The organism is Paracoccus haematequi, from assembly GCF_900631945.1.
GTDB lineage: Bacteria > Pseudomonadota > Alphaproteobacteria > Rhodobacterales > Rhodobacteraceae > Paracoccus > Paracoccus haematequi_A.
In genome coordinates this window covers 11,776-34,760 of the sequence record NZ_UZWE01000079.1, presented here as the reverse complement: position 1 = coordinate 34,760, position 22,985 = coordinate 11,776, and the positions used below count along the sequence as shown (strand labels likewise).

At 64.7% G+C, this 22,985-nt stretch carries 19 protein-coding genes; 10 read left to right on the top strand and 9 right to left on the bottom strand.

What is annotated here, in order from left to right; translation table 11 throughout:
- The first annotated feature begins 49 nt into the window (after nucleotides 1-49).
- Nucleotides 50-2,986: a right-handed parallel beta-helix repeat-containing protein gene (locus PARHAE_RS20230; RefSeq protein ID WP_126156304.1), complete on the top strand. Its 2,937-nt coding sequence runs from the start codon at nucleotides 50-52 to the stop codon at nucleotides 2,984-2,986.
- A 36-nt stretch (nucleotides 2,987-3,022) separates the two neighbouring features.
- On the opposite strand, the gene PARHAE_RS20225 is transcribed toward PARHAE_RS20230, so the two are convergent.
- Entirely contained in the window at nucleotides 3,023-3,991 is a 969-nt protein-coding gene (locus tag PARHAE_RS20225) for a ParB/RepB/Spo0J family partition protein (RefSeq protein ID WP_126156303.1), read from the bottom strand.
- Nucleotides 3,992-4,024: 33 nt separating this feature from the next.
- Complete coding sequence (locus tag PARHAE_RS20220; protein WP_126156302.1) at nucleotides 4,025-5,401, bottom strand: AAA family ATPase; 1,377 nt, start codon at nucleotides 5,399-5,401, stop codon at nucleotides 4,025-4,027.
- A 442-nt stretch (nucleotides 5,402-5,843) separates the two neighbouring features.
- Here PARHAE_RS20220 and PARHAE_RS20215 point away from each other — a divergent pair, with 442 nt between their 5' ends.
- From PARHAE_RS20215 to PARHAE_RS20200, 4 genes are all read left to right on the top strand, one after another.
- Nucleotides 5,844-6,848 (top strand): replication initiator protein A, encoded by a 1,005-nt coding sequence (locus PARHAE_RS20215; RefSeq protein ID WP_126156301.1) that lies wholly within the window; start codon nucleotides 5,844-5,846, stop codon nucleotides 6,846-6,848.
- A complete protein-coding gene (locus tag PARHAE_RS20210) occupies nucleotides 6,849-7,427 on the top strand; it encodes an isopropylmalate isomerase (protein WP_126156300.1) in 579 nt (192 codons plus the stop codon).
- A gap of 42 nt (nucleotides 7,428-7,469) precedes the next feature.
- On the top strand, nucleotides 7,470-8,432 hold the full coding sequence (locus tag PARHAE_RS20205) for a glycosyltransferase family 2 protein (protein WP_126156299.1): 963 nt from the start codon (nucleotides 7,470-7,472) through the stop codon (nucleotides 8,430-8,432).
- Nucleotides 8,433-8,611: 179 nt separating this feature from the next.
- Nucleotides 8,612-10,036 carry an oligosaccharide flippase family protein gene (locus tag PARHAE_RS20200; protein WP_126156298.1) on the top strand — a complete coding sequence of 475 codons (1,425 nt, stop codon included), beginning with the start codon at nucleotides 8,612-8,614 and terminating at the stop codon, nucleotides 10,034-10,036.
- A 13-nt stretch (nucleotides 10,037-10,049) separates the two neighbouring features.
- Here PARHAE_RS20200 and PARHAE_RS20195 read toward each other — a convergent pair whose 3' ends face one another.
- The 3 genes from PARHAE_RS20195 to rffA are packed head-to-tail and all read right to left on the bottom strand — an operon-like array spanning nucleotide 10,050 to nucleotide 12,656.
- Complete coding sequence (locus PARHAE_RS20195) at nucleotides 10,050-10,940, bottom strand: hypothetical protein (RefSeq protein WP_126156297.1); 891 nt, start codon at nucleotides 10,938-10,940, stop codon at nucleotides 10,050-10,052.
- Entirely contained in the window at nucleotides 10,930-11,502 is a 573-nt protein-coding gene (locus tag PARHAE_RS20190) for an acyltransferase (protein WP_126156296.1), read from the bottom strand. Before PARHAE_RS20190 ends, PARHAE_RS20195 begins: the two co-directional genes overlap by 11 nt.
- Nucleotides 11,503-11,513: 11 nt before the next feature.
- Nucleotides 11,514-12,656, bottom strand: a complete 1,143-nt coding sequence (gene rffA / locus PARHAE_RS20185; RefSeq protein ID WP_126156295.1) for a dTDP-4-amino-4,6-dideoxygalactose transaminase — start codon at nucleotides 12,654-12,656, stop codon at nucleotides 11,514-11,516.
- 281 nt (nucleotides 12,657-12,937) lie between these two features.
- Here rffA and PARHAE_RS21270 point away from each other — a divergent pair, with 281 nt between their 5' ends.
- Complete coding sequence (locus tag PARHAE_RS21270) at nucleotides 12,938-13,114, top strand: hypothetical protein (RefSeq protein ID WP_164555335.1); 177 nt, start codon at nucleotides 12,938-12,940, stop codon at nucleotides 13,112-13,114.
- Between the two features lie 30 nt (nucleotides 13,115-13,144).
- On the opposite strand, the gene PARHAE_RS20180 is transcribed toward PARHAE_RS21270, so the two are convergent.
- Nucleotides 13,145-14,236 (bottom strand): glycosyltransferase family 2 protein, encoded by a 1,092-nt coding sequence (locus PARHAE_RS20180; protein WP_126156294.1) that lies wholly within the window; start codon nucleotides 14,234-14,236, stop codon nucleotides 13,145-13,147.
- 140 nt (nucleotides 14,237-14,376) lie between these two features.
- Here PARHAE_RS20180 and PARHAE_RS20175 point away from each other — a divergent pair, with 140 nt between their 5' ends.
- Genes PARHAE_RS20175 through PARHAE_RS20165 form a run of 3 tightly spaced genes read left to right on the top strand, consistent with a single transcriptional unit; the run spans nucleotide 14,377 to nucleotide 18,094 of the window.
- Nucleotides 14,377-15,585, top strand: a complete 1,209-nt coding sequence (locus PARHAE_RS20175; RefSeq protein ID WP_126156293.1) for a glycosyltransferase family 4 protein — start codon at nucleotides 14,377-14,379, stop codon at nucleotides 15,583-15,585.
- Nucleotides 15,582-16,790 carry an exopolysaccharide biosynthesis GT4 family glycosyltransferase EpsE gene (epsE, locus tag PARHAE_RS20170; protein ID WP_126156292.1) on the top strand — a complete coding sequence of 403 codons (1,209 nt, stop codon included), beginning with the start codon at nucleotides 15,582-15,584 and terminating at the stop codon, nucleotides 16,788-16,790. The genes PARHAE_RS20175 and epsE overlap by 4 nt, the downstream gene beginning before the upstream one ends.
- Entirely contained in the window at nucleotides 16,787-18,094 is a 1,308-nt protein-coding gene (locus PARHAE_RS20165; protein ID WP_126156291.1) for a glycosyltransferase family 4 protein, read from the top strand. Before epsE ends, PARHAE_RS20165 begins: the two co-directional genes overlap by 4 nt.
- Nucleotides 18,095-18,098: 4 nt before the next feature.
- Here PARHAE_RS20165 and xrtD read toward each other — a convergent pair whose 3' ends face one another.
- Entirely contained in the window at nucleotides 18,099-19,700 is a 1,602-nt protein-coding gene (gene xrtD, locus PARHAE_RS20160; RefSeq protein WP_126156290.1) for a VPLPA-CTERM-specific exosortase XrtD, read from the bottom strand.
- Between the two features lie 197 nt (nucleotides 19,701-19,897).
- The gene (locus PARHAE_RS20155) at nucleotides 19,898-20,479 is read right to left on the bottom strand and encodes a VPLPA-CTERM sorting domain-containing protein (RefSeq protein ID WP_126156289.1); all 582 of its coding nucleotides are present in this window, start codon (nucleotides 20,477-20,479) and stop codon (nucleotides 19,898-19,900) included.
- Between the two features lie 333 nt (nucleotides 20,480-20,812).
- On the opposite strand from PARHAE_RS20155, the gene PARHAE_RS20150 reads away from it, so the two are divergent.
- A complete protein-coding gene (locus PARHAE_RS20150) occupies nucleotides 20,813-21,751 on the top strand; it encodes a glycosyltransferase family 2 protein (RefSeq protein ID WP_241232913.1) in 939 nt (312 codons plus the stop codon).
- A gap of 32 nt (nucleotides 21,752-21,783) precedes the next feature.
- Here PARHAE_RS20150 and PARHAE_RS20145 read toward each other — a convergent pair whose 3' ends face one another.
- Complete coding sequence (locus PARHAE_RS20145; RefSeq protein WP_164555334.1) at nucleotides 21,784-22,773, bottom strand: polysaccharide pyruvyl transferase family protein; 990 nt, start codon at nucleotides 22,771-22,773, stop codon at nucleotides 21,784-21,786.
- Nucleotides 22,774-22,985: the final 212 nt, after the last annotated feature.

Here is a 22,985-nt window from a genome sequence, read left to right as displayed (position 1 = left end):
TACCGATTAGTTCGCTTTCTCCACGCCCGCTACCAAAGGAATTCATCGAATGCTGCTGCGCGATCTGCTTGTTGCCTTGCCCGGACTGATCGGGTCCACCGGCACTGCGTCCCGTGTCCAGGAACTAGAGGTCCAGGACGCCTCGCAGATTGTCGTGCCGATCGCGGTGACCAGCACCAAGGCCATCGCCCTGCCGGATATCACCGCCTCGTCGGGCTTTCTGGGTCAGGCGATGAGTGACTATTACAAGCAGACCGGTTTTCAACCGCCTGCAACGCCGGAACCCGAGCCGCCCGTCGTCCCGACGCCGGATCCCGAACCCACGCCACTGCCTCAGCGCACCGAAAACCTGACCGCCGAGGCAGGCCGCGTCCTGACGATCGAACCGACGGACAGCGGGATCGCCAGCATCAAGATCCTGTCCCAGACCAGCCATGGTCATGTCAGCGTCAATCCTGACAAGACCCTGTCCCTGGTCCTGAGCGAGGATCCGGACAATCAGTCCGATACCGCCTTCAGCTATGAGATCACCTATCAGAACGGCAAGACCCAGCAGGTCCAGGCCAAAGTCGACGTGGTCGCGGGCCAGGAACCGGACGGCTGGGGCAAAGGCGATTTCTACATGCTGGAAACCGGCGCAGATGGCCGCGCCGTGGTCGAGCATGGCGAGAACCACCGCAAGGTCTATGTGACCGAAGGCGCCCACGGCCTGACGGCCGCGGAAATCGCGAAGGCCGAAGGCATCGCTGTCAGCAAGGTCACGGGAAAGTGGCTGCTGGAGCATCCCGAATACGGCGCCACGCCCGACAAGGCCTTGGATACCAAGATCGGCATGGAATTGTGGTATGCCTCGACCGGGCGCTCGGCCGGCCCGAATTCGAACTGGCTGCTGTTCGAGCGCGGTTATGACTATGGGGATGTCAACCAGGTCGTGGCCCGCGGCGCCTCGGGCGAGAGCGCGCTAAACCCGATGTATATCGGCGCCTATGGCCAGGGGGACGATCCGCTGATCAGGGGTACGATCAAGATCTTTCAGGATCAGGTCAGCCACGTCGTCATCCAGAATATCGACGCTACGAATGTCAATGCGCTGCTGGGCGAGAACCTGCTGTTCGACAATATCAGCGTCACCTTGGACGGGATGTCCGTGGAAAACGTCAAGAACTTCTCGCTGGTCGATTCCGATATCATCGACGTGGCACGCCTGAAGCCGCTCAACGGTGGGAAGATCTGGGACGCGGGCGCGAACAGGGTCTCGGGCGTCTATGTGGCGAATAGCGACGGCGTTTTCCTGGGCGGCAACTTCTTCGACCATAACGGCTGGGCCGATGGATACGATCCGGCCATGTCCACATCGGCGGCCATGCCGCCCAGCAAATTCAACCACAACCTTTACGTCCAGAACGACAACCTCGACGTGACGGTGCGCGACAACATCTTCATGCGCGGCTCGTCCTTCGGCGCCCAGATCCGTCCGGGCGGAGTCATCGAGAACAATGCCTTCATCGACAACAATGCCGGCCTGAACTTCTTCGGGGGCCACAGCTATACTCTGGCCTTGGGCAACATCGTCACATCGGCCGGATACAGGCAGCTTTCGATCCTGGATGGCGCGCTGTCGATGGGCATCGACAATTTCGGCAAGCAGAATTCGCTGATCGGCAATATCATCGCTCATCTGGCCGATCCCAACAATCCGGCCGAACAGGCGCTCAAGAAGATCGTCCATACGGCGCTGGCCAATACCGATGGCTTCGTGAACGACACCATCGTCTATAACTGGACCAGTGGCGGGAAGGCGGGAACGTCCCTGAATACGGCCGGCCTGTCCGCAGCCGTCCTGGACCAGACGACCATCCAGAACTTCACCGCCGATCTGCTAGGCAAGAAGACCGCCACGATTTCCGACCTGGCAAACTATCTGCGCGCCCAGGCCGACGGCAAGCTGGACGAGGTCGTCGATGCCGATGTGATCAATGCCTTCTTCCGCAAGGGCTTCGGCCTGGACACCACCCTGCGCGACACCGCCGAGGTCGTGCGCTTCACGCCTGATGACCGGGCCGACGGACTTCGCTGGGACAACCGGCTGAACTGGTCGACCGAGGATCTGCCGGGCACCCAGGACGGCGACAGCGTCGACCTGGGCGGCAACCGCGTCCTGTTCGGGGCCGAGACCGTGACCGTCGACGACTTCATCTTCGGTAATTTCGGCCAGTTGAAAGCGACCTCGGGCAAGCTGGAGATCACCGGCGACATCTCGACCGGCAAGACCGGCAACCTGTTGCAGATCGACAATGCAGGCCAGGTCTGGATCGACGGCTATCGCGACAAGGATCTGCTGACGATCGAGCTTGCGGGCGGGCGGCTTGCCAATACCGGCTCTTTCGCGGGCAAGACCGCGATCGAGGCGACCCAGGATGCGCAACTTCTGCTGGCCACGTCCGGCGCGCGCTTCGACCTGGCAGCCGGCAGCAGCCTGAAGATCACCGGCGGCAAGGCCAAGGTCGGTTTCGATGGCGGCGACGGCAAGACGGCCACCCTGCAACTGCATGACGACGCGACCCTGTCCTTCGTCGCCAACGCGACCGGGCTAGGCAAGATCTCGGAATTCTATTCCGGCGCCTTCGACACGTCGAAGGTCACCTCGGGCATCCGCCTGGATGGGGATCTGAAGATCAACCTGGCAGGTCTGAACACCCAGAAGGGCGGCACCTGGACGCTGATCGACGCCGACCAGATCATCGGATCCTTCGACGACATCGCCGTCACCGGCCTTGCCAAGAACCAGGACGCCCTGATCCGGGTCGATTATGTCAGGGACGAAGTGGTCTTGGTGGTCGGCGACGCAGGCAAGGGCAGCGGGCAGATCCGCTCCGGCAGTTCCGGCGACGCCGATTTCATCGACTATACCCAGGATGCGGTCTTGAAGACCTTGTGGTCCAATCTTCAGGCTGCCATGCCGCAGGTGACGGACGATCCCATCTGATAAGCTTTCGCACGCGAAAGTTTCGCGTGCGAAACCCTATCGCGCCTGAAGCCAATCATGCAGGTTGCGCAGGAACGCTTCGGTTACGCCCCGTCCGGTCAGAACAGCCCGGCCGGGGCTTGTCTTTAACCGGATTCCTGCGACGACATCCTGGAAGGCGTTTTCCGGCTGAGGCTGGGTTTTTCCCGCGCTATCGGGCCGCAGCGCGGCTTCCAGGACATGCCGTTCCAGGGCGGCGCTGTCGGGCGCTGCGGCCTTCAGGCGATCCTGCAACCGCCCGGCCAGATCGGGATCGCCCTGCATGGCCTTGACCAGGGCCAGTCCCAGCTTTTCGGGAATCGCCTCGGGAAAGCGCAACGCGTCGCCCAAGGCCTCGTGCAGGGCCACGAAGGACAGGATCTTTGACCGCTTCGGGGCGGGGGCATGCTGGAACAGCATCCGTACCGCAGCGGCCGGACTGTCGAACACGCCCAGCCGCGCGGCCTCGTGGGCCAGCCTGCCGCGTTCATAAAAGGACAGGTCGGCGCGGATCTCGTTTTCCTCGACCATGGCCAGATAGGCTTCGGGCGCGGCCTCGAAGGGACGCAGCAAGGCCTTGACCGAGGCGAAGCGGCTGTCCCCGGTTTCGCCATGCAGCGCCGTCAGGGCCGCCAGCCGCCGGGCGCCGGAAACCAGCCCGTATTGCCCTTCGGACAGGGCCACGACCTCGACCGGCACCTGCTGGCCCCGGTCGCGGATGCTGGCCTTCAGGGAAGCCATGTCCTCGGGGTCCATATGCATCCGGTCGCGCTGAAGATGCGTGGCCTTGACCGAAGGCAACGGCAGATCCAGCACCAGCCGGCCGCTGTCGCGGGCCTGGCGCAATTCGGATGCCAGTTCCTCCAGGGCGGCCTGGGTGGCGGTTTCGGCCGCGATGCGCGCCACGGGGGGAACGGGGGCCGAATGGCCGTCCGTCTCGTCCCCGGCCACCATGCCAAAGGCGCTCAGCCGCTTGCGTTTGGCCATCAGTCTTTCCCCTCATTGTTTCGCATGCGAAACTCAGCCATGTCGGTTCGCCAGTTCCTCGCGCCGCCAGATGCCCAGCAGCAGCGACTTGAAGGCCGCATAGGTGCGGTCGAAGGTCTCACGGCCGCGGGCATAGGTCTCGCGGTTGAAGTCGCGGTAATCGGCCTCGTAGATGCCATGGACCTGTTCGCCGGCCTGACCGATCAGCGCGGTGAAGTCCTGCCGGTGCGGCGACAGGGTGGATCCCAGATAGGACTGGATCAGCCCGGCCAGTTCCGCCTGCTGGCCCGCATCGTATCGCGTCATCACCGCGCGCACCGCATCCCATTCGAAATGCAGTTCGTCCCGGCCCAGGGCGCGGGCGGCGACGTTCTCGCTGTCCTCGATGCTGGCGAAGGTCGAATGCAGCATGTCGAAGAAGCGTCCGGTGGATTCGAATTCCAGGAAGGACGCCCCGAAGGGCACCAGGACGATATCGGCCGCGGCCAGCCCGTTGATGGTCAGATAGCCAAGCGCCGGCGGCGTATCCAGGAAGATCAGGTCGTAGCGGTCCAGCACCCCGTCGGCGGCCAGCGTCTCGGTCAGCGCGTCCCACAGCTTCCACCCGCGCGAGGCCATGCGCCAGACGGGGATCTGGAATTCCGCCCAGTACAGGTTCAACTGCGCGCCGATCAGGTCAATATTCGGCCAATGGGTCGACCGGATCAGGTCGCCCGCCGTGATCTTCAGCGCATCCGACAGGCTGTCGTCCAGGGCCACCGGCGGGTCGCCCCGGTCGATGCGGCGCTGATTGTCGATGCGCAGCGTTTCGGCGTAATGGCGCGCCAGCAGCGGAAAGACGGTCTGCCATTCATCCTCGACCTGCGCCCCGAAGATCGAGGACAGCGATCCCTGGCTGTCAAGGTCGATCATCAGCACCTTGTAGCCGTCAAGCGCCGCCGACATCGCCAGATGCGCGCAGGTGCTTGTCTTGCCGACGCCGCCCTTGAAATTCGCTATCGCCACGATCTTGGCGGGGAGGCCCTTGGGCCGATAGGGCAGGTATTCCTTGGACTTCGACCCTTCGGCACCGAAATGGGCGCGCAGCCGCTGCACCTCGTCCAGCGTGAACCATTTGGCGCCGCCCTCGGTCTCGGACCGGCCCTGCGGCAGGTCGGGATTCTGGCGCAGCACGCGCCGGAAATGCTGCGGCGCGACCGGGATCAGATAGCGCGTGATCTCCCAGGTGGAGAACAGCCGCAGCTTGCGGGCGCCGTTTTCCTCCAGGCCGCGGCCGACCAGATCCTGACGACCGCGGCGATAATTGGCGGCGATCCGGGCCAGGCCTTCGGTGCCGGTCGGCTCGTCCAGCATCGACAGGGCGCGATCGGGCGAGATGTTGAAATAGGGGGGAACGTCCTGGCCGCTCATCGCAGATCCGCCTCATGTGCCGGTTTTTCGGTATCATACCCGTAAAGTCGATACATGCACGGATTTTCGCAATCTCTTTGCTGTTTTCCAGGAAAAACCCCGCATCTTCCTGCGGCTCTGTTGCAATTTCACCAGTCCTGACGTGTTAGAATCCAGTTATTATTAAGTTAAGCTTGGGGAAACTTTGTCCCGATCCTGTGCATCCTGCTGATTTTATGGACGGTTTTCGAGGCTCTTTCGGTCTTTGGTGAATCCGATCCCACGATAAGGCGACTCTGATCCCACGTCGCGGCGAATCCGATCCCCCGAAACAATCGCCGCCCTGGGGATGGCACTCGCTGGACGGGCCGCTTGTGGATAACTAGGATGACGTCAATGAAACGACGAAGCCGGTCGGGCTGGGGGCCTTGGCCGCGGAATGGGACAGGAAGGGCAAGGAGGCATGGCCGGATCATCCCAGGCGTCGGCACTGGCCGGGACGGGCCTTGTCCAGGATTTCTTCGTCTGCGATTTCTTTGCCGCAGTGCCCAAGCACGACCTTGCCTCGATGGAACATCCGATCTTTTCGCTGTCCACGCGGCCCGACCGTCGGGTGGTGAGCTATGAACATAACGGCGCCACCCTGACCGTGACCCCCAGCGTCAAGGGCCGGGCGACGATCTTCGATGCCGATATCCTGATCTTCTGCATCAGCCAGCTGATGGCCGCGCTGAACCAGGGCCGGGCCGTGTCGCGCCGGCTGTCGCTGACCGCCCATGACCTGTTGCAGGCCACCCAACGCGAAACCTCGGGCGATGGCTACAAGCGGCTGCGCGATGCCTTCGAACGGCTGGCGGGCACCCGCATCACCACCAACATCGTTACCGGCGGTCAGGACATCACCCATGGCTTCGGCCTGATCGAGGCCTGGGAGATCGTCCGCAAGACCCGCGCGGGCCGGATGATCTCGGTTACCATCACCCTGTCGGAATGGCTGTTCAATGCGGTCCTGTCCCGGTCGGTCCTGACGCTGAGCCGCGATTATTTTCGCATGCGAAAACCGCTCGAGCGGCGGATCTACGAACTGGCGCGCAAGCATTGCGGGCGCCAGGCGGAATGGTCCGTGTCCGTCGTCACCCTGGCCAAGAAGACCGGCTCGACCAGCCCGACCCGCGTTTTCCGCGCCATGCTGCGAGAGATGATCCGCGAGAACCGCCTGCCCGATTACCTCCTGTCCGAAGAGCCGGGCGACATCCTGCGCGTCATCCCCCGCGCTTCGGTGATCGAGCCGGGCGAAGGCCCGCATCTGCGCCCCGAGACCCTGGACCAGGTCCGCGCCCTGATGCCCGGCGCCGATGTCCATGCGCTTCAGGCGGAATGGCGCGGTTGGTGGGCGGCGACCGGCAGGGCCCGGCTGCGCAGTGCCGACCGGGCGTTCCTGGGCTGGGTCAGGACGAAGGGCGCCTGAATGCTGGATTGCGTCTTCGCGCGGTGGCAGCCGACGATCGGCGATCCGACCTGGCAAGGCTGGGCGACGGTGCTGGTTTACCTGGCCGCCGCCGCCCTGGCCTTCCGGGCCGGCCGCGCAAGCTTTCCCCCCGCCACGCGGGCGCGGGAACGGGCCTTCTGGGGCCTGACCCTGCTGCTATTGCTGGCGCTGGCCGTCAACAAGCAGCTTGACCTGCAATCGGCCGTCACGGCGGCCGGGCGCTGCCTGGCCTTGGCGCAGGGCTGGTACGGGCAGCGGCGCCTGCTGCAACTGGGCTTCCTGATCGTGCTGGCCCTGCTGGCGGCGGTCTTCCTGGCGGTCCTCTTGCGGATGCTTCGCGGCAGTTGGCCGCGCAGCGCCCTGCCGGCCCTGGGAATTGTCTTTGTCTGCACCTTCGTGCTGATGCGCGCCGTGGGCTTTCACCATATCGACCGGCTTCTGGGCCTGACCATGGGCCTGCCGGTCCTGAGCCTGCGCGCCAATACCGCCCTGGAATGGTCCGGACCGGCGCTGATTTCCCTGGGAGCCGTGCGGATTTTTCGGCTATCAGGGCGCTAAGTCCTCCGCCCGTTCCTTGCCCTTGTTCCGATAGCCGTCATCATGCCTTCTTCCGTCGCCGTCATCGTCGTCAATTATGGAACCGCCGATCTGGCCATCGCCGCCGTGGACAGCGTCCTGGCGCGCGATCACGGCGCCCATCCGGTCCAGGTTCATCTGCTGGACAACGCCTCGCCCGGCGGGGACGGCGCAGTGCTGGCCGAGGCCCATGCCGCGCGCGGATGGGGCGCGCGCGTCACCCTGTGGCTGGAAAAGGAAAATCACGGTTTCGGGCGCGGCAACAACGTTGTTCTGCGCGCGCTGTGGGACAGCCCGGCACCGCCCGATTACGTCTTCCTGCTGAACCCCGACGCGCAACTAGAAAACGACGCGATCGCCATCCTGGCCGACCGCCTGGATGCGGAACCGCAGGCGGCAGCGGCGGGGGCGGGGATCGCCCTGCCTTCGGGCGTGCCGGTCTCGGCCGCCTTCCGCTTTCCCTCGGCGCGCAGCGAATTCGTCGAGGCGGTGAATTTCGGCCCTCTGACCCGGCTGTTCCAGGACAGCAAGGTCGCCCTGCCTGCCGATCATTCCGACGGTCCGGTCGACTGGGTTTCGGGCGCGGCGGTGATGATGCGCCTGCCGGTGCTGCGGTCCCTGGATGGCTTCGACCCGGATTTCTTCCTCTATTACGAAGAGGTCGAGTTGATGTTTCGCATGCGAAAATCGGGGCATGAGGTTCTGTATGTTCCTGCCGCTCGCGTCAGGCATGCCGAAGGCATGGCCACCGATGTTCGGAGCGGTCCTGTCCGCAAGGCCAAGCCCGCCTATTGGTACGATTCCTGGCGATTTTACTATCTCAAGACCCGCGGCCGTTCCGGGGCCGTCGCGGCAGGCCTGGCCTGGATGGCAGGGGCAGGACTGAATGCGCCGCTGGCGGCGTTGCGCGGCCACAGGCTTTGTGCGCCGAAGGGTTTTTTCCGCGACTTCATCCGGCTGGTCATACGCCCGCTGCTGTTTGCATGACGAGAACCCGGCGGGCGCGGGGTATCGGCCTCTGGGCGATCGCCTGCCCCGTGGACGGAACGAGGGAATCGCTCATTTGAGCCGGCAGCGCCAAAAATCCTGCTTGCCAGGCTCAAGAAGGCTGTGAACCCGCCGGCCTGGTGGTATGTCGGACGCAAAACGCGGCTAGGGTTTAGATATTGAAACTGTCGAGACATTTTCAGGGCGAGGGGCTGCGCAGCCGTGCGATGCGCGGCGTCGCCATCAGCCTGGGAACCACGGTCGCGCAGCAGCTGATCCGGCTCGGCTCGAACCTGATCCTGACACGGCTGCTGTTTCCCGAAGCATTCGGGCTGATGGCACTGGTCCAGACCTTCATGACCGGGCTGGCGATGTTTTCCGACATCGGCATCGGCCCCTCGATCATCCAGAACCGGCGCGGCGAGGATCCGGATTTCCTCAATACCGCCTGGACGATCCAGATCGGACGGGGCGTGATCCTGTGGCTGTGCGCCTGCGCGCTGGCCTGGCCCGCAGCCCAATTCTACAACGAGCCGCAACTGCTGTCGCTGATGCCGGCCGTGGGGCTGACGGCGCTTATCGCGGGTTTCCAGACCACCAAGACCGTGGTGGCCAACCGCCAGCTCCGGCTGGGGCAGCAGTCCGTGATCAGCCTCGCCACCCAATGCGTCGGCATTCTGGTCATGGTGACCCTTGCCTGGATCTGGCCCTCGGTCTGGGCACTGGTGATCGGCTCGCTGTTCAGCGGCCTGCTGGGGATGCTGGCCGGACATGTCTTCATGCCGGGCGTGCCGAACCGGCTGCGGTGGGATCCGTCGGCCGCGCGGGCCCTGATGTCGTTCGGCCGCTACATCTTCCTCAGCACGCTGGCAGGCTTCATCGTCAACCAGAGCGACAAGGTGCTGATGGGCAAGCTGGTCGGTTTCGGCGATCTGGGGGTCTATAACATCGCCTTCTTCATGGCGAGCTTTCCGGGGATGCTGGGCGATATGCTGGCCAGCCGGATCCTGTTCCCCCTTTATCGCGAAATCCGCCCTTCCGAGAGCGAATTGAGCCGTCGCCGGATCGGGCGGGCGCGAATGCTGCTGGCAGGCACGTTGATCGTCATGTCGGGCAGCCTGGCGGTGATCGGCGATTGGCTGATCGGGCTGCTTTACGACCCGCGCTATGCCGCCGCCGGGCCGATGATGGTCATCCTGTCGATCATGGCCTTTCCCGGCGCGCTGATCAGGGGCAACGCGCAGCTTCTGCTGGCCGAGGGGAATTCGCGCGACTTCGCGACCCTGACGGTGATCCAGGCCGTGCTGACCCTTGTCTATATGCTGGTGGGCTTCTGGCTGCTGGGGCTGTTCGGCATCCTGCTGGTCAGCGGATTGATCGTGATCACCATCTATCCCCTGCAACAATTCTTCCTCAGCCGCCACAACGGCACCGACCTGCGCCGGGATGCGGTCCTTGCCCTGGTCGGTCTCGCCTTCGCCGCTCTGGCGATCTGGGCGAACTGGGAAGTGCTGCGCGACTTCGTCCTGATGTCGCGCGCGACGGCGCCCGCTCTGACGGATGTCTGGACGGCGCAAGACGTGTTCGGGACGAACGGAAGATGATAAGGCCGATGCCCTATGCCCAGAAGCGTCGGCGGGTCAGGGTCACGAAATTGCGGACGGTCTCGAGGCTTTCCTCTTCTTTCCGCTGCAGGTCCTGCAGAAGCAGATGGCGGGTGGCGCGGGCATGGTCGAGTTCGGCGGGATCGGTCCCATAGGCGATGCCAAGCCTTCCGTTCGGATGCTGTCCTGCCCATTCCTCCCTGGAAGCGAACATGCCCGGCACGACCACGCTGGTGCAGCCGCAGATCGCGGCGAACTGCGAATACATCGTCGCTTCGTCATAGGAATAGAAGGTATCGCAGCGATTGAAGATGTCGTTGATCTCGGCATGGGACAGGCCATCGATCCGGATTGCATCAGGCGCTTCCGTTTCCGGGATGCGTGGCTTGTCCTTTCCCTTCCGCACCATGTAGCAGACGCCCTTGCGGTCGGGGCGGTTCTCGTTGCGGTAAGCCGGATTGATCTTCCACATGAGCAGGTCCGGTGCGCCCCCGGTGATCCCCGGCAGGTCCGTTATCGGACCGACACGAAAGAACATCTCGTCGGGTCCGAAATCAAAAGGATGCAGGAGGCCTGGCTTGTAGAGAAGCCATCGCACGACGTGCCGCGCCTTCAGCGGATTGCCCTGCACAAGCTCGGGATAGATGACGATCGAGTCTGCGGACAGATCCCGCCGCTGCGCGACCGGCGTGTCCAGAAGCGGGTTTGTAACCATCGGTTCCGGGCGCAGCCAGTTGCGCAGGCGTTGACGGCGACCCTGCTTGGAGATCGACGCCGCCTTCCACAGGAAAGCGCGTTCCCCCATCCGGTTCAGCTCATGCACCAGATTGTGCATGAAGATGACGCCGCCATTCTTTTCGTCCCAGGGAAACGTGTAGACGATGTAGTTTCGTTTATCGGCCAAGCTGATTTTCCTTGGCCAGATATTCACGTTCCAGTTCCAGCAGATCACGCTTGCGGTCGCGAAGCTTTCGCGCCGGGTTCCCGACATAGATGGACCATGGTTCCGTAGGCTTCAGCACCAGTGCCGCGGCGCCCACCGATGTTCCCTCAGCAAGGTCGGCGCCGGGCATGATGGTCGCCCCCGCGCCGACGATACTGTGCCTTCCCAGCCGAACCGACGCAAAAATCTCTTTCTTGTAGTCCTTCGGGACAGTGGAGTTCGTCATCGTCTCGCCGCTGTAGTCGTCGGACTGCGTGAACACCTGCACGCGATAGGCGAGCGTGGCAAAGTCCTCCAAGATGAGGCCGGGCATGCCGCCGGCGATCAGGCCGAAGGGCCCGATATAGACATTCCGCCCAATCGTCACCGTCCCCGACACCACGCAGAAATCGTCGATGCGGCTGTTGTCGCCGATCCGCATCTGCTCGGCCCCATAGATGGCCGCCTTGTCGCTGATCTTCACGTTCACGCCAAGCTCGGCGAAGCCCATCGCGCGCAGCGCATCTTCCGAAAGGTAAGCCATTTCTTCAGACCTCAGGCATTCACGCCTAGCCAGCTTCGCGTGACATCGATCACGCGGTCGATCTCGTCGCCCAGCGTGAAATACAGGGGCAGGCGGACCAGGCGGGAATAGGTGTCGTCGGTCACGGGCAACTCGCCCTCGGCGCGTCCGAACCGGCGTCCGCCCGGCGCGCTGTGCAGGGGGACATAATGGAACGGGGCAATGATCCCGGCCTCGCGCAGATGCCCGATCAGCGCATCGCGGTCGTCGATATCCCGCATCAGAAGATAGAACATGTGGCCGTTGCCGGTCACGTCGTCAGGGTGCCAGGGCAGGACGACCCGCTCCTGCTGCGCCAGATCGGCGAAAGCGTTCCGGTAACGGTCGAAAAGGCCAAGGCGGGTCCGGCGGATCGTTTCTTCCTGTTCAAGCTGGGCGAACAGGAAGGCCGCGACCAGTTCGCCGGGAAGAAAGGACGAGCCGATATCGACCCAGGTATACTTGTCCACCTGGCCTCTCAGGAAGCGCGACCTGTTCGTGCCCTTCTCCCTGATGATCTCGGCCCGTTCGGCAAGATCCTGGCGGTTCACCGTAAGGGCGCCGCCTTCGCCGCTGATGATGTTCTTGGTCTCGTGAAAGCTGAAGGCGGCGATGTCTCCCAGGCTGCCGGCCGGCCGTCCCTTGTAGGTCGAGCCGAGCGCCTGGGCCGCGTCCTCGACCACCATCAGGCCGTGGGCCTGTGCGATCTGGTTCAGGCGGTCCATCTCGGCCGGGAAGCCGGCATAATGGACGGCGAAGATCGCACGGGTCTGCGGCGTGATTGCGGCCTCGATCTTGTCGGGGTCGATATTCAGGCTGCGCCGATCGATATCCACGAATACCGGCGTGGCGCCGCGCAAGGCAACGGCATTCGCCGTGGAGACAAAGGTGAACGAGGGCATGATGACCTCATCCCCTGGCTTCAGGTCGCACAGGATGGCCGCCATCTCGAGTGCGGCGGTACAAGAGTGGGTCAGCAGCGCAGCGGGCGAACCAGCCAGTTCGGCGATGCGTTCGTTACAACGCTTGGTGAAGTGGCCGTCTCCGGACAGCTGGCCCCGTTCGAGAGCTTCCTCAAGAAACGAAAACTCGCGCCCGACCACCGAAGGCTTGTTGAAAGGAATACGGTTTATCATACTAATCCCACTTACCTCCTGGGGCAGCTCAAGTCCTTAAAATCCATCCGGCGGTTCGGCAAGCGGGTAGATATGGTGCCGTTCAGCAGCTCGTCGCGGAACTTCGGGCCGAGACTTCCACAGTATCCGGTCCCTGTCGCAAAGCGCCAGCCACGAACCGCTTGCAGCATGAAAAAGCTTGCTGTCCTGCCTCCTGACGCGCGGCGACCGGACGCGCCCATCGGGCGGAACTCTGTTGCTCCAAGCTCTGTTCGATAGCAGAACCCGGAAGGATCCTGCCCATGCAAAGCGCATCACCCCCCATCGATCTGCCCGACGATGTTCGTCGCGGCCTGGACATTGCCGCCGGCGAGGCGGGCAAGACCCCGTCCGAGATCGTCCTCGAAGCTTTGGACCGGTTCGGGATCGAGCGCCTGACCGAGGACCAGTTTCAAAAACGCATGACAGGTTCGCAATAGGGGCGGCACTCTGGTCCGCGCAAGCTGAGGTCAGAGCCGGTCCAGGATCGCGCGCTGCTGGCCGGGATACCACCCGTCCAGTTCCTCGACGGGGGTTTTCCAGACCCTGCGCCAGTTGCGCATGGCGGTCAGCACGCCACGCGCCTGCGGAAAATTCCAGCGGCGTGACAGGGCGTCCTTGATCGCCTCGCCCAGAAGGCGGCGCCATAGCATCCGACGATAGGGTCCCAGCCAGGCGTCGGGCCGATCCGCGTTGCGCTTGATGAAGACCAGCATGTTCAGCAACTGGAAGGTCGTGGCGGTCCGGCGTTTCACACGGCCACCCGCCACCTCGAAGTGGTGCAACAGGGCGTCGTTGGCGCGCAGCAGGATGCCGTGCCGGCCATAGCGATAGGAGGCGTCCAGATCCTCTGATGCCGCGTAATAGCGCAGCGACCGATCCAGGGGCTCGGCCAGGGCGACGGCGCGCCGCACGCTGAGACCGTGGCCCGACATGAAGGTCATCGGAGTGACATCCAGATGTGCGAAATCCGCAGGGACCGACAAGGGCCGCTCGCCCTCGTATTTCAGGAACAGCGCGTGCATGTCCTGGAACAGGATCCGGGTGCTGATCCAACGGCCCAGGCGGTAACGAATCACCCGGTCGCGCAGCCCCGTAACTTTTGCCTGGCTGTCGGCCTTGCGCGCCAGGCCCGTCGCGGCTCGGGCATCGGGCATGACAGGGACGTTCACGCCATTGACCCCCGCCAGCACGCCTCGGCTGTCGGCGGCATAGACCGCCAGGATCCGTTCGACATAATCGGGGTAAAGGAAGCTGTCGTCGTCGATCATCACGACGATATCGCCGAGAGCCGCCTCGACCCCTTGGTTGCGCTGCGTGGCCGAGGACGGCGTCTCTGCCTGAAGGTAGTCCAGCCTTATAGCAGGATAATCCGCTGCCAGATCCTGCACCGCCTGCCGCGTCACTTCCCAGTCCTGCGAGGAATCCACGATCACCACCTGGACCGGGGGCACTGTCTGTCCGAAGGCCAGCGGCAGCACCCGCAGCAGCACATCGCGGCGATTATAGGTGGGAATCACAAGGGACCAGGTCGGCATGGGCGAACTCTTGATGCGGGACATGCCGCGACTATGGCTTGTCGGGCCGCCTTTCACCAGCGTCGTGGACCTTGGGGATAATCCCTTCTCCTGGCAACCATGGCCTTGCCGCGCATTTTCCGCTTAGATGCCGCCGAATGGTTTTCAAGAGTTGTCGCCACCTCATGCCACCCCGCATCGCCTATCTGGTCGGTTCCTATCCGACCGTCTCGCATACCTTTATTCTGCGGGAGGTAGCGGCGCTGCGCGCAGAGGGGCTTGATATCCTGACCTGTTCGGTCCGGAGATCCCCCCCTGATCAGCATCGCGGTCCCGCCGAACGGGCCGAGGCGCAGGCGACCTTCAACATCCTGGAGGCGGCGAAGAACCCGCGCCGCCTGATCGGCGCCCAGGTCGCGGCGCTGAAAAGGCCCGGCCTTTACCTGCGCACCCTGCGCAAGGCCTGGTCGATGCGCGGGCCGGGCCTGCGGGCGGCGCTGTACCAGCTGTTCTATTTCCTGGAAGCCACCGTCCTGGCGCAGCATCTCAAGGCCCAGGGCGTCACCCATCTGCACAACCATTTCGCCCAGGCCAGCGGCACCGTGGCGCTGTTGGCGGCGCGGCTGGCGGGCATCCCGTTCAGCTTCACCCTGCACGGGCCTGCCGATTTCACCGATCCGGCGCGGTGGCGGCTGGATGCCAAGATCGCCGATGCGGTCTTTGTCGCCTGCATCTCGCATTACTGCCGGTCGCAGGCGATGCTGGCCAGCCCGGTCCGGGACTGGCCGAAACTGCACATCGTCCATTGCGGGGTCGAACCCGCCCGCTATGACGCGCCCCCTGCGGAAGGGCAGGGGCTGCTGTTCGTCGGGCGGCTGGCCGCGGCCAAGGGCGTGCCGATCCTAATCGAGGCGATGGCGCCGATCCTGGCGGCCCATCCGCAGGCGCACCTGACGCTGATCGGCGACGGGCCGGACCGCACCCTGCTGGAGAACCGGGTGCGGCAGCTGGGCTTGGCCCATGCGGTGCGCTTCACCGGCTATCAAAGCCAGGACGAGGTGGCCGCTGCCCTGGCCCGGTCGGCGGTCTTCGTGCTGCCCTCCTTCGCCGAAGGCGTGCCGGTCGTGCTGATGGAGGCGATGGCCGCGCGCCGCCCGGTGGTCGCGACCCGCATCGCCGGGATCCCCGAACTGGTCGAGGACGGCACCTCGGGCCGGATCGTGCCGCCGGGCGACGCGGCAGCCTTTGCGGCGGCGGTCTGCGCCATCCTGGCCGATTCCGCCCGCGCGGCGGACATGGGTGCGGCCGGGCGGCAACGTGTCTTGGCCGAATTCGACATCGCGCAAGAGGCCGGAAAGCTGGCCGCGCTGTTCCGGGAAGGAAGCTCCGCATGACCGCCCCTCGCAAGATCGCCGTCCTGATCCCGGAATTTCCGGGCCAGACCCATTCCTTCTTCTGGCGCGAAATCGAGGCCCTGGACGCCTTTCACGGGATCGGCGCGCAGATCGTTTCGACCCGTCTGGCGCCCAAGCCTGTCTGGCACGACTGGGTGGAACAGGCGGGGGCGATCCAGCTTTACCCGGTTCCCAAGGCGGAACTGGCCCGGCTGCTGCCGGATCTGGCCCGGACCCTGCCGCGCCTTGCGGCGGATCCCGACACCCGCCGGATCCTGCGCCAGCCCAAGGCCTGGGCTTTCGTGCTGATGGCCCTGCGCCTGGCGCGGATCTGCCGGGCGCGGGGGCTTTCGCATCTGCATGTGCATTCCTGCGCGAATTTCGCCCTGATCGCCGCGCTGTGCCACCGGATCTCTGGCATCCCCTACAGCCTGGTGCTGCACGGGCCGCTGTCGGATTACGGGCCGGACCAGCCGTTCAAATGGAAGGACGCGGCCTTCGTCTTCGTCATCACCGAAACCCTGCGGGCTGCAGTGGCGCAGGTGATGCCCGCGATGATGGACAAGGTGCGGGTGGTGCCGATGGGGGTGAACACCGACCAGTTCAGCCCGCCCGCAGCCCCGCGCCCGGACAGCCCCGATCCTTTCCTGTGGCTTTCATGCGGCAGGCTTAATCGGATCAAGGGATATGATATTCTGATCGAGGCTGCCTCAATCCTGCATCGTCGGCATCCGATGCTGGGCTTTCGAATCCGTATCGCCGGAGAGGACGACCATGGCGGCACCGGATACCGGCGCGAGGTCGAGGCTGCTCTGGCTCGATCTGATGTCAGTGACAGAATCACCCTGCTTGGCTCGATCAACCAAGTTCTCTTGCGCCAAGAACTCGATGCGGCGGATGGCTTTGTCCTGCCCAGCCGAAATGAAGCCTTGGGTGTTGCCTATATGGAAGCAATGGCCTGCGAACTGCCAGTGATCGGCACTGATGCAGGCGGCGTCAAGGAACTGATAACCCACGGACGCGATGGACTTCTGGTGCCGCCCGAGAACCCCCACGCCCTTGCCGATGCGATGGAGAGACTGATGGATGATCCGACCCTGCGCCGGACGCTGGGCAAGGCCGCCCGCCAGCGGATCGTGGCGGATTTCAGTGCCCGGCGCAGCGCCGACGCGCTGGCCGCGGCCTTGGCTGGGGACCGGGCATGACCGCCCAGCCTCCATCCCGCCCCCGCGTCCTGGTCATCGCCGAGGCGGCCAATCCCGAATGGGTCTCGGTCCCGCTGGTCGGCTGGTCGTTGGCCAATGCCCTGCGGCAGGTGGCCGATGTCCATATCGTCACCCAGATCCGCAACCGCGAGGCGATCCTGCGCGCCGGCCTGGTCGAGGGCCGGGATTTCACCGCCATCGACAGCGAGGCGATCGCCAAACCCCTGCACCGGCTGGCCGAAGTCCTGCGAATGGGCAAGGGCAAGGGATGGACCATGACCACGGCCATCAACGCGCTGTCCTATCCCTATTTCGAACGTCTGGCTTGGCAGCGTTTCGGGGACCGTATCCGGGGGGGCGAATACGACCTGGTGCATCGGGTGACGCCCCTGTCGCCGACCGTCGCCTCGCCCATCGCCGCCAAGGTCGCCGCCGCCGGGGTGCCCTTCGTGCTGGGCCCGCTGAACGGCGGGGTGCCCTGGCCCAAGGGGTTCGACGCCGAACGGCGGCGGGAACGCGAATGGTTGTCCTATCTGCGCGGCGCCTACAAGCTGAACCCGCTGCGCGGGCGCAGTCTGGCGGCGGCGGCGGCGATCCTGGCCGGGTCGCGCCATACCGAATCCGAAATCCCCGTCCGCTATCGCGACAAGACGATCTGGCTGCCCGAAAACGCCATCGACCCGGCCCGCTTCAACAAGCTGGCCCCGCAGGATCTGTCCGGCCCGCTGCGCGCCTGCTTCATCGGCCGGCTGGTCCCCTACAAGGGGCCGGACATGGTTCTGGACGCCATCGCCCCCCTGGCGCAGGCCGGGCGGCTGGTGCTGGACGTGATCGGCGACGGGCCGATGAGGGCGGGCTTGCAGGACCAGGCCCGGCAGCTGGGCATCGAGGACGCCGTGACCTTTCACGGCAACCTGCCGCATCAGGCGGTGCAGGATGTCGCGGCGCAGGCCAACCTGCTGACCTTTCCGTCGATCCGCGAATTCGGCGGCGGCGTGGTGCTGGAGGCGATGGCGCTCGGCGTGGTGCCGATGGTGGTCGATTACGCCGGGCCGGGCGAACTGGTGACCGAGGCCACCGGCTTCAAGATCCCCATCGGGCCGCGCGACGGGATCGTGGCGGATCTGCGGGCCGCCCTGGAAGGGGTGCTGGCCGATCCCTCGGTCCTGCCGGGTATAGCGCGGGCGGGGCGGGACCGGGCGCTGCGGGATTTCACCTGGGACGCCAAGGCCCGCCAGATCGCCCGCGTCTATGCATGGATCCTGGCGGGCAAGCCGGGGGTGGCCCCGGTCCCGGTTCCCTGACGGATCATTCCTCGGGCATGAACTTCGGCAGCGGCGCGATGACCTCTCGGGTCATTTCCAGCAGCCGGGCTTCGGCCGATTCCTCGGATTCCTGGGCGCCCATGGGGGTGGTCAGGCGCACGATGCCGCCGTCGGTCTGGCCGGTGCGGATGCCGTCGGCCAGCAGATAGAACTTGGCCGCGACATCCCAGGCCACGCGGCGTTCGCCCTGCTGGAACCAGTAATAGACCATCATCCGCGATTCACCCTTCTGGATGATCGCCCGGTTCAGCATGAACTGGCTGTCCACGCCCAGGCGCGGGGCGATGTCCACCCGTTCCAGCTTGGCGATTTCCCAGCCCGACGAGGGCAGGCAGATCTCGGGCGAATGGACGCCGCCCTTGGACTGGTCGTGATAGAAAGCCATGAACAGCCCGACCGTGGGGGTCGCCGCGTCGCGCGCCATCGTTACCTGCCGGTAATCGTCCGCGCCAAGCGCCTTGGCGATATCGGGCTCCAGCCGCTGTTCGGGACCGCGCTGCTGCCAGTCGCCCAGGCGGGTGGGGAACATCGCGAAGGCGCTGCGGGTGACCTGATGGCCGCGATCCTGCGGCACCAGCTGCCAGGCGCCAAGCGCCGCCAGTCCCAGCACCGCCGCAGCCGCCATCGCGGCCGAGGGCCGGATCTGCCGGATCCGTCCCGCCTGCGCCAGCAGCCCCGAGGTTTCCAGGTCAAGCGCATCGGCCAGCGTCGGGCGTCCGGGATGGAACAGCAGCATCAGCCGCGCCAGGGCGAACAGCAGCACGATGCAGATGATGAAGATCACCCAGCCCTCGAAGAAATGGGTAAAGCCTTCCAGCCATTCGACGCCGTAAGAGTTCGCGATGATCCCGGCCATGGCGATGCGGACCGAGTTCATGAAGACGGTGATCGGCACGGCGGCCAGCAGCAGCACCGCCTTGTGCCATTTCGGCCCGCGATACAGCACCGCGAAGATGTAAGAAAACGACATGATCGGGAACAGGTAGCGCAGGCCCGAACAGGCCTCGGCCACATGCAGGCGCATCACGCCCAGGTCGATGATGTTGCCCTCCAGGAAGACCGGCACCGACAGCAGCTTCAGGATGCCGACGCCGATTTCCGACGACACCATCTGCAACCAGATCGACACCTTGTAATACAGCGTCGCGGGCAGCGGCAGCATATAGACCAGATGCAGGACCGAGGGCCAGAAATGCCAGCCCCGCGACCATCCCATCGTCACCAGGATGATGCCGCCCACCCAGATGATCGTGGCATAGGCGACGATGTCGTCCACCTGCGCCAGCTTGCCCAGGGCGCCGAAGAAAAAGGCCAGGGCGATCACGGCGACGCCAGGCCAGCGGTCGGGGACCGGGCCGTCCTGGGGCGGATACTGCTTCAGTTCGCGCAGGAACATCAGCCCCGACAGGATCGGGATCAAAGGGCCGTGGCTGTATTCCGGCGTCTGCCAGGCCAGCAGCAGCGCATCCAGCCCGTCGATGAAGAACCAGCCTGCGGCGACCGTCGCCAAGGCCAGCAGGAACATCCCGGCCGCGTTGAACGACATCCGGTCCCGGACGGCTGTGAAATTTTCGCTGGAAGCCATGACCTGAAATACCTTTACGAACCGCTTAATGGCGCCTGCCGGCGTTATAGCGCCACCATGCCCGATTCCGATGACGAATTCATGCTGTCCATGCGGGCAGGTCGGTCAATTTTTTGCGGATCCGCGCCATCGGCGGGCCGGGCAGCAAAAAGCCCGCCTTGCACGGGCGGGCTTTCGCGATTCAGGCAGCCTGTGGATCAGGCAGCGGTCTTGCGGCGGCGCACGGCGGCCAGACCACCCAGGCCCGCCAGCAGCAGGACACCGGCAGCCGGCAGCGGAACCGGCGAAACCTTGATGGCGCCCAGGTCGAAGCCGTCATAGCTGGTGGTGTTGGGGAACACGCTCAGCGACACGTCCAGCAGCTTGATGTACTGGAACGGGCCGGATGCGACGACGCTGTTTTCGCCTTCGAAGTTGGTGATCGTGCCCAGATACGATTCGACGCCGTTCAGGACCGAGAACACCTTGGCGGCTTCGTCATGGCCAACCTGACGGTTGAACGTGATCTCGAAGGCCGAGATGGTCTGCTGGGACAGCAGCGGGATCGGGAAGCCGACAGTGATGTCGCCGCCGAAGCCGAGCGCATAGAACGTGCTGTCGCTGTCGTCGACGGCATTGTTCACATTCTGGCGGTCGTTGACCGAGCAGCCATAATCGCTCCCGGTGCAGCTACCGCGGTTAACGTTGATCACCTTGTCCGCGTAGTAGGTCGCGGCATTGGCCCCGACGGTGGAAGCAGCAAGGACCAAGCCGGCCAGGAGGGTCTTAAAAGCGTTCATGGGTACACCTTTCACTAGTTATCGGCACAGGCCGACATTGCTTAAAATTTTTATCATTTCCCCAGCATGCCGAACAAGACTTAAAAAGGGTTAATACAGCCTTATTGACAATTATCATGGTTACTTCCCGAAAATTTCCAGGCAGAGCCTTCCTACGGGCTGTATTCCCGAAGCCGCTGCACTTTATGCGCGAAATTCTGCGGACTGAGCGGTCGGTTCTGACCATCCAGGCCGCAGGACTTCCGGCTGGTCGGAGGCATATCCCCATCCGCTTGTGATTCGGCGTGCGGAAAGGCAGAAGTCGGGGCGTCGATTCCCGCCGAAAGGTTTGCCGTGTCTTCCTCGATCCCGCACAGGGCCTATCTGCTGGTCTCGCCCTGCCGCAACGAAGCCGACTACATGCGGCGCACGCTGGACAGCGTGACCCAGCAAAGCGTGCCGCCGGCGAAATGGGTCATCGTCGACGACGGATCCACCGACGATACCCCCGCGATCCTGGCCGAATACGCGGCACGCTATCCCTATATCCAGGTCGTCACCAAGCCCGATCGCGGCCACCGCGCCGTCGGACCCGGCGTGATCGAGGCCTTCTATTACGGCCTGGATCAGGTGGATGCGGACGCCTATCCCTATCTGTGCAAGCTGGATCTGGATCTGGATCTGCCGCCGCGCTACTTCGAGATCCTGATGGCGCGGATGGAGGAAAACCCCCGGATCGGCACCTGTTCGGGCAAGCCCTGGTTCCGCAACGCCGCCGGCCGCTGGATTTCGGAAAAATGCGGCGACGAGATGTCGGTCGGCATGACCAAGTTCTATCGCCGCGAATGCTTCCGGCAGATCGGCGGCTTCGTGCGCGAGGTGATGTGGGACGCCATCGACTGCCACAAGGCCCGCCAGCTTGGCTGGATCGCGGTCAGCTGGAACGACGACGACCTGCGCTTCGAACACCTGCGCCCCATGGGATCGTCGCAGAAAAGCGTCTTCACCGGGCGCAGGCGGCACGGCTTCGGCCAGTATTACATGGGATCGGATCCGCTGTACTTCATCGCCACCGGGCTGTATCGCATGGCCCATCCGCCCTATGTGCTGGGCGGGTTGGCGACGATCCAGGGCTATCTGGGCGCCTGGCTGCGCCGCGAAACGCAGCATGGCGACGCCGAGCTGCGCCGCTTCATCCGCGCCTATCAGCGCCGCGCGCTGATCGCCGGCAAGGCCCGCGCCGTGGCCGAGATCGAGGCGGACCGCGCCGGGGCCTGGCAGCCCCCGTCCTGACCGTCCCTGCCCCTGCGGTCCTGTCCCTGCGGTCAGGCTCGTCCCAGATCCCGGTCGATCCGCCGCTGGACCAGGGCAAGCCTGTCCTGGATGCGGTCGATCCTGTCCGCCACCACCCCATCGCGGCTGAGATGGGGGGCCGTCCGGGCGACGCGCTTCAGGTCGCGGCCCAGGGCGACTTCGATCGCCGGGGCGAAGGTTCTGGCAAGGCTTTTCACGCGCCGCCGCCCCTGTTCGCCCAGATCCGTCGCGGCCGCCTGTGCGGGGCCGGGGGAAACGGCGGCATCCTTCGGAAGGAAAATCTGCCCTTTCCGCAGCGCCCGCATCCTGTCCTTGGCGCCCTTCAGAAGCAGCCAGACATGCCGGGGCAGGCGCAGGGCGTCCTGGACCTGCATCCGGACCTCGACGCTCTCGGCCCAGTCATGCCACTTGAAATCGTTGAACTCGTTCGAGATCCTGACCGGCACCCAGGGCACCCGGAAGGCATCGGCAAGGATCGCCCCATGCATGGATTCCGTGACGACCAGGTCCGCAGCAGCGATTTCGGAAATCACCTCCTGCGCCTGGCCCGAGGGTAGAACCACCCGCAAGCCCGCATGGCGGCCGATCCTGCCCCAATCCAGATCCAGCCGCGCGGTCGACCGATGCGGAATGAAGATCGCCCCGCCGCTGCCCTGGGGCAGGCCGGAAAAGCGAGGCATCGTCGTGACCATGCAGGCCGGGTCGGTGATCGCAAGGGCGCGGTCCAGCCCGATCATCGCGGCGGTCCGGGGGCCGCGCACCCAGGACACATCCACCCTGCTGCGGTCGATTCCGTTGATGCCGCCATAGCCCGCGCCGCTTCCGCAGACCAGGACACGACCGTGATCGGCCAGAATCTTTTGGCCCAGGATGGTGCCGATCCCGAACAGGGTGACATCGGGTTCGGCGTCCCGCCAGCCAGTCAGCAGCCCGTCCCAGAACCATTCGTTCATATCGTCGCCGAAGTTTCCCGACGATGACACCGAATAATAAAGCCGCATCACCCGCCCTTCCTTTGGCTGCCTTGGCGCTCGGGCAGCCATACCAGCGTCCTGGGGCCTGTTCCAGCCGGGTTACACGGCTTCTATCCCTGCTTCTATCCCTATGGACAGGGTTGCTGCCGCAGAGCAGCCGAGGCGCATGGTACGGATTGATCCACAGGAATACGCTTAGGCCCAGCGGCGGGCAGAGCCATTTGCAACACTAGATCCGC

Coding starts and splice junctions, on each gene's coding strand:
- PARHAE_RS20230 (WP_126156304.1), top strand. CDS start 50: ATGCTGCTGCGCGATCTGCTTGTTGCCTTGCCCGGACTGATCGGGTCC.
- PARHAE_RS20225 (WP_126156303.1), bottom strand. CDS start 3,991: ATGGCCAAACGCAAGCGGCTGAGCGCCTTTGGCATGGTGGCCGGGGAC.
- PARHAE_RS20220 (WP_126156302.1), bottom strand. CDS start 5,401: ATGAGCGGCCAGGACGTTCCCCCCTATTTCAACATCTCGCCCGATCGC.
- PARHAE_RS20215 (WP_126156301.1), top strand. CDS start 5,844: ATGGCCGGATCATCCCAGGCGTCGGCACTGGCCGGGACGGGCCTTGTC.
- PARHAE_RS20210 (WP_126156300.1), top strand. CDS start 6,849: ATGCTGGATTGCGTCTTCGCGCGGTGGCAGCCGACGATCGGCGATCCG.
- PARHAE_RS20205 (WP_126156299.1), top strand. CDS start 7,470: ATGCCTTCTTCCGTCGCCGTCATCGTCGTCAATTATGGAACCGCCGAT.
- PARHAE_RS20190 (WP_126156296.1), bottom strand. CDS start 11,502: ATGGCTTACCTTTCGGAAGATGCGCTGCGCGCGATGGGCTTCGCCGAG.
- rffA (WP_126156295.1), bottom strand. CDS start 12,656: ATGATAAACCGTATTCCTTTCAACAAGCCTTCGGTGGTCGGGCGCGAG.
- PARHAE_RS21270 (WP_164555335.1), top strand. CDS start 12,938: ATGCAAAGCGCATCACCCCCCATCGATCTGCCCGACGATGTTCGTCGC.
- PARHAE_RS20180 (WP_126156294.1), bottom strand. CDS start 14,236: ATGTCCCGCATCAAGAGTTCGCCCATGCCGACCTGGTCCCTTGTGATT.
- PARHAE_RS20175 (WP_126156293.1), top strand. CDS start 14,377: ATGCCACCCCGCATCGCCTATCTGGTCGGTTCCTATCCGACCGTCTCG.
- epsE (WP_126156292.1), top strand. CDS start 15,582: ATGACCGCCCCTCGCAAGATCGCCGTCCTGATCCCGGAATTTCCGGGC.
- PARHAE_RS20165 (WP_126156291.1), top strand. CDS start 16,787: ATGACCGCCCAGCCTCCATCCCGCCCCCGCGTCCTGGTCATCGCCGAG.
- xrtD (WP_126156290.1), bottom strand. CDS start 19,700: ATGGCTTCCAGCGAAAATTTCACAGCCGTCCGGGACCGGATGTCGTTC.
- PARHAE_RS20155 (WP_126156289.1), bottom strand. CDS start 20,479: ATGAACGCTTTTAAGACCCTCCTGGCCGGCTTGGTCCTTGCTGCTTCC.
- PARHAE_RS20145 (WP_164555334.1), bottom strand. CDS start 22,773: ATGCGGCTTTATTATTCGGTGTCATCGTCGGGAAACTTCGGCGACGAT.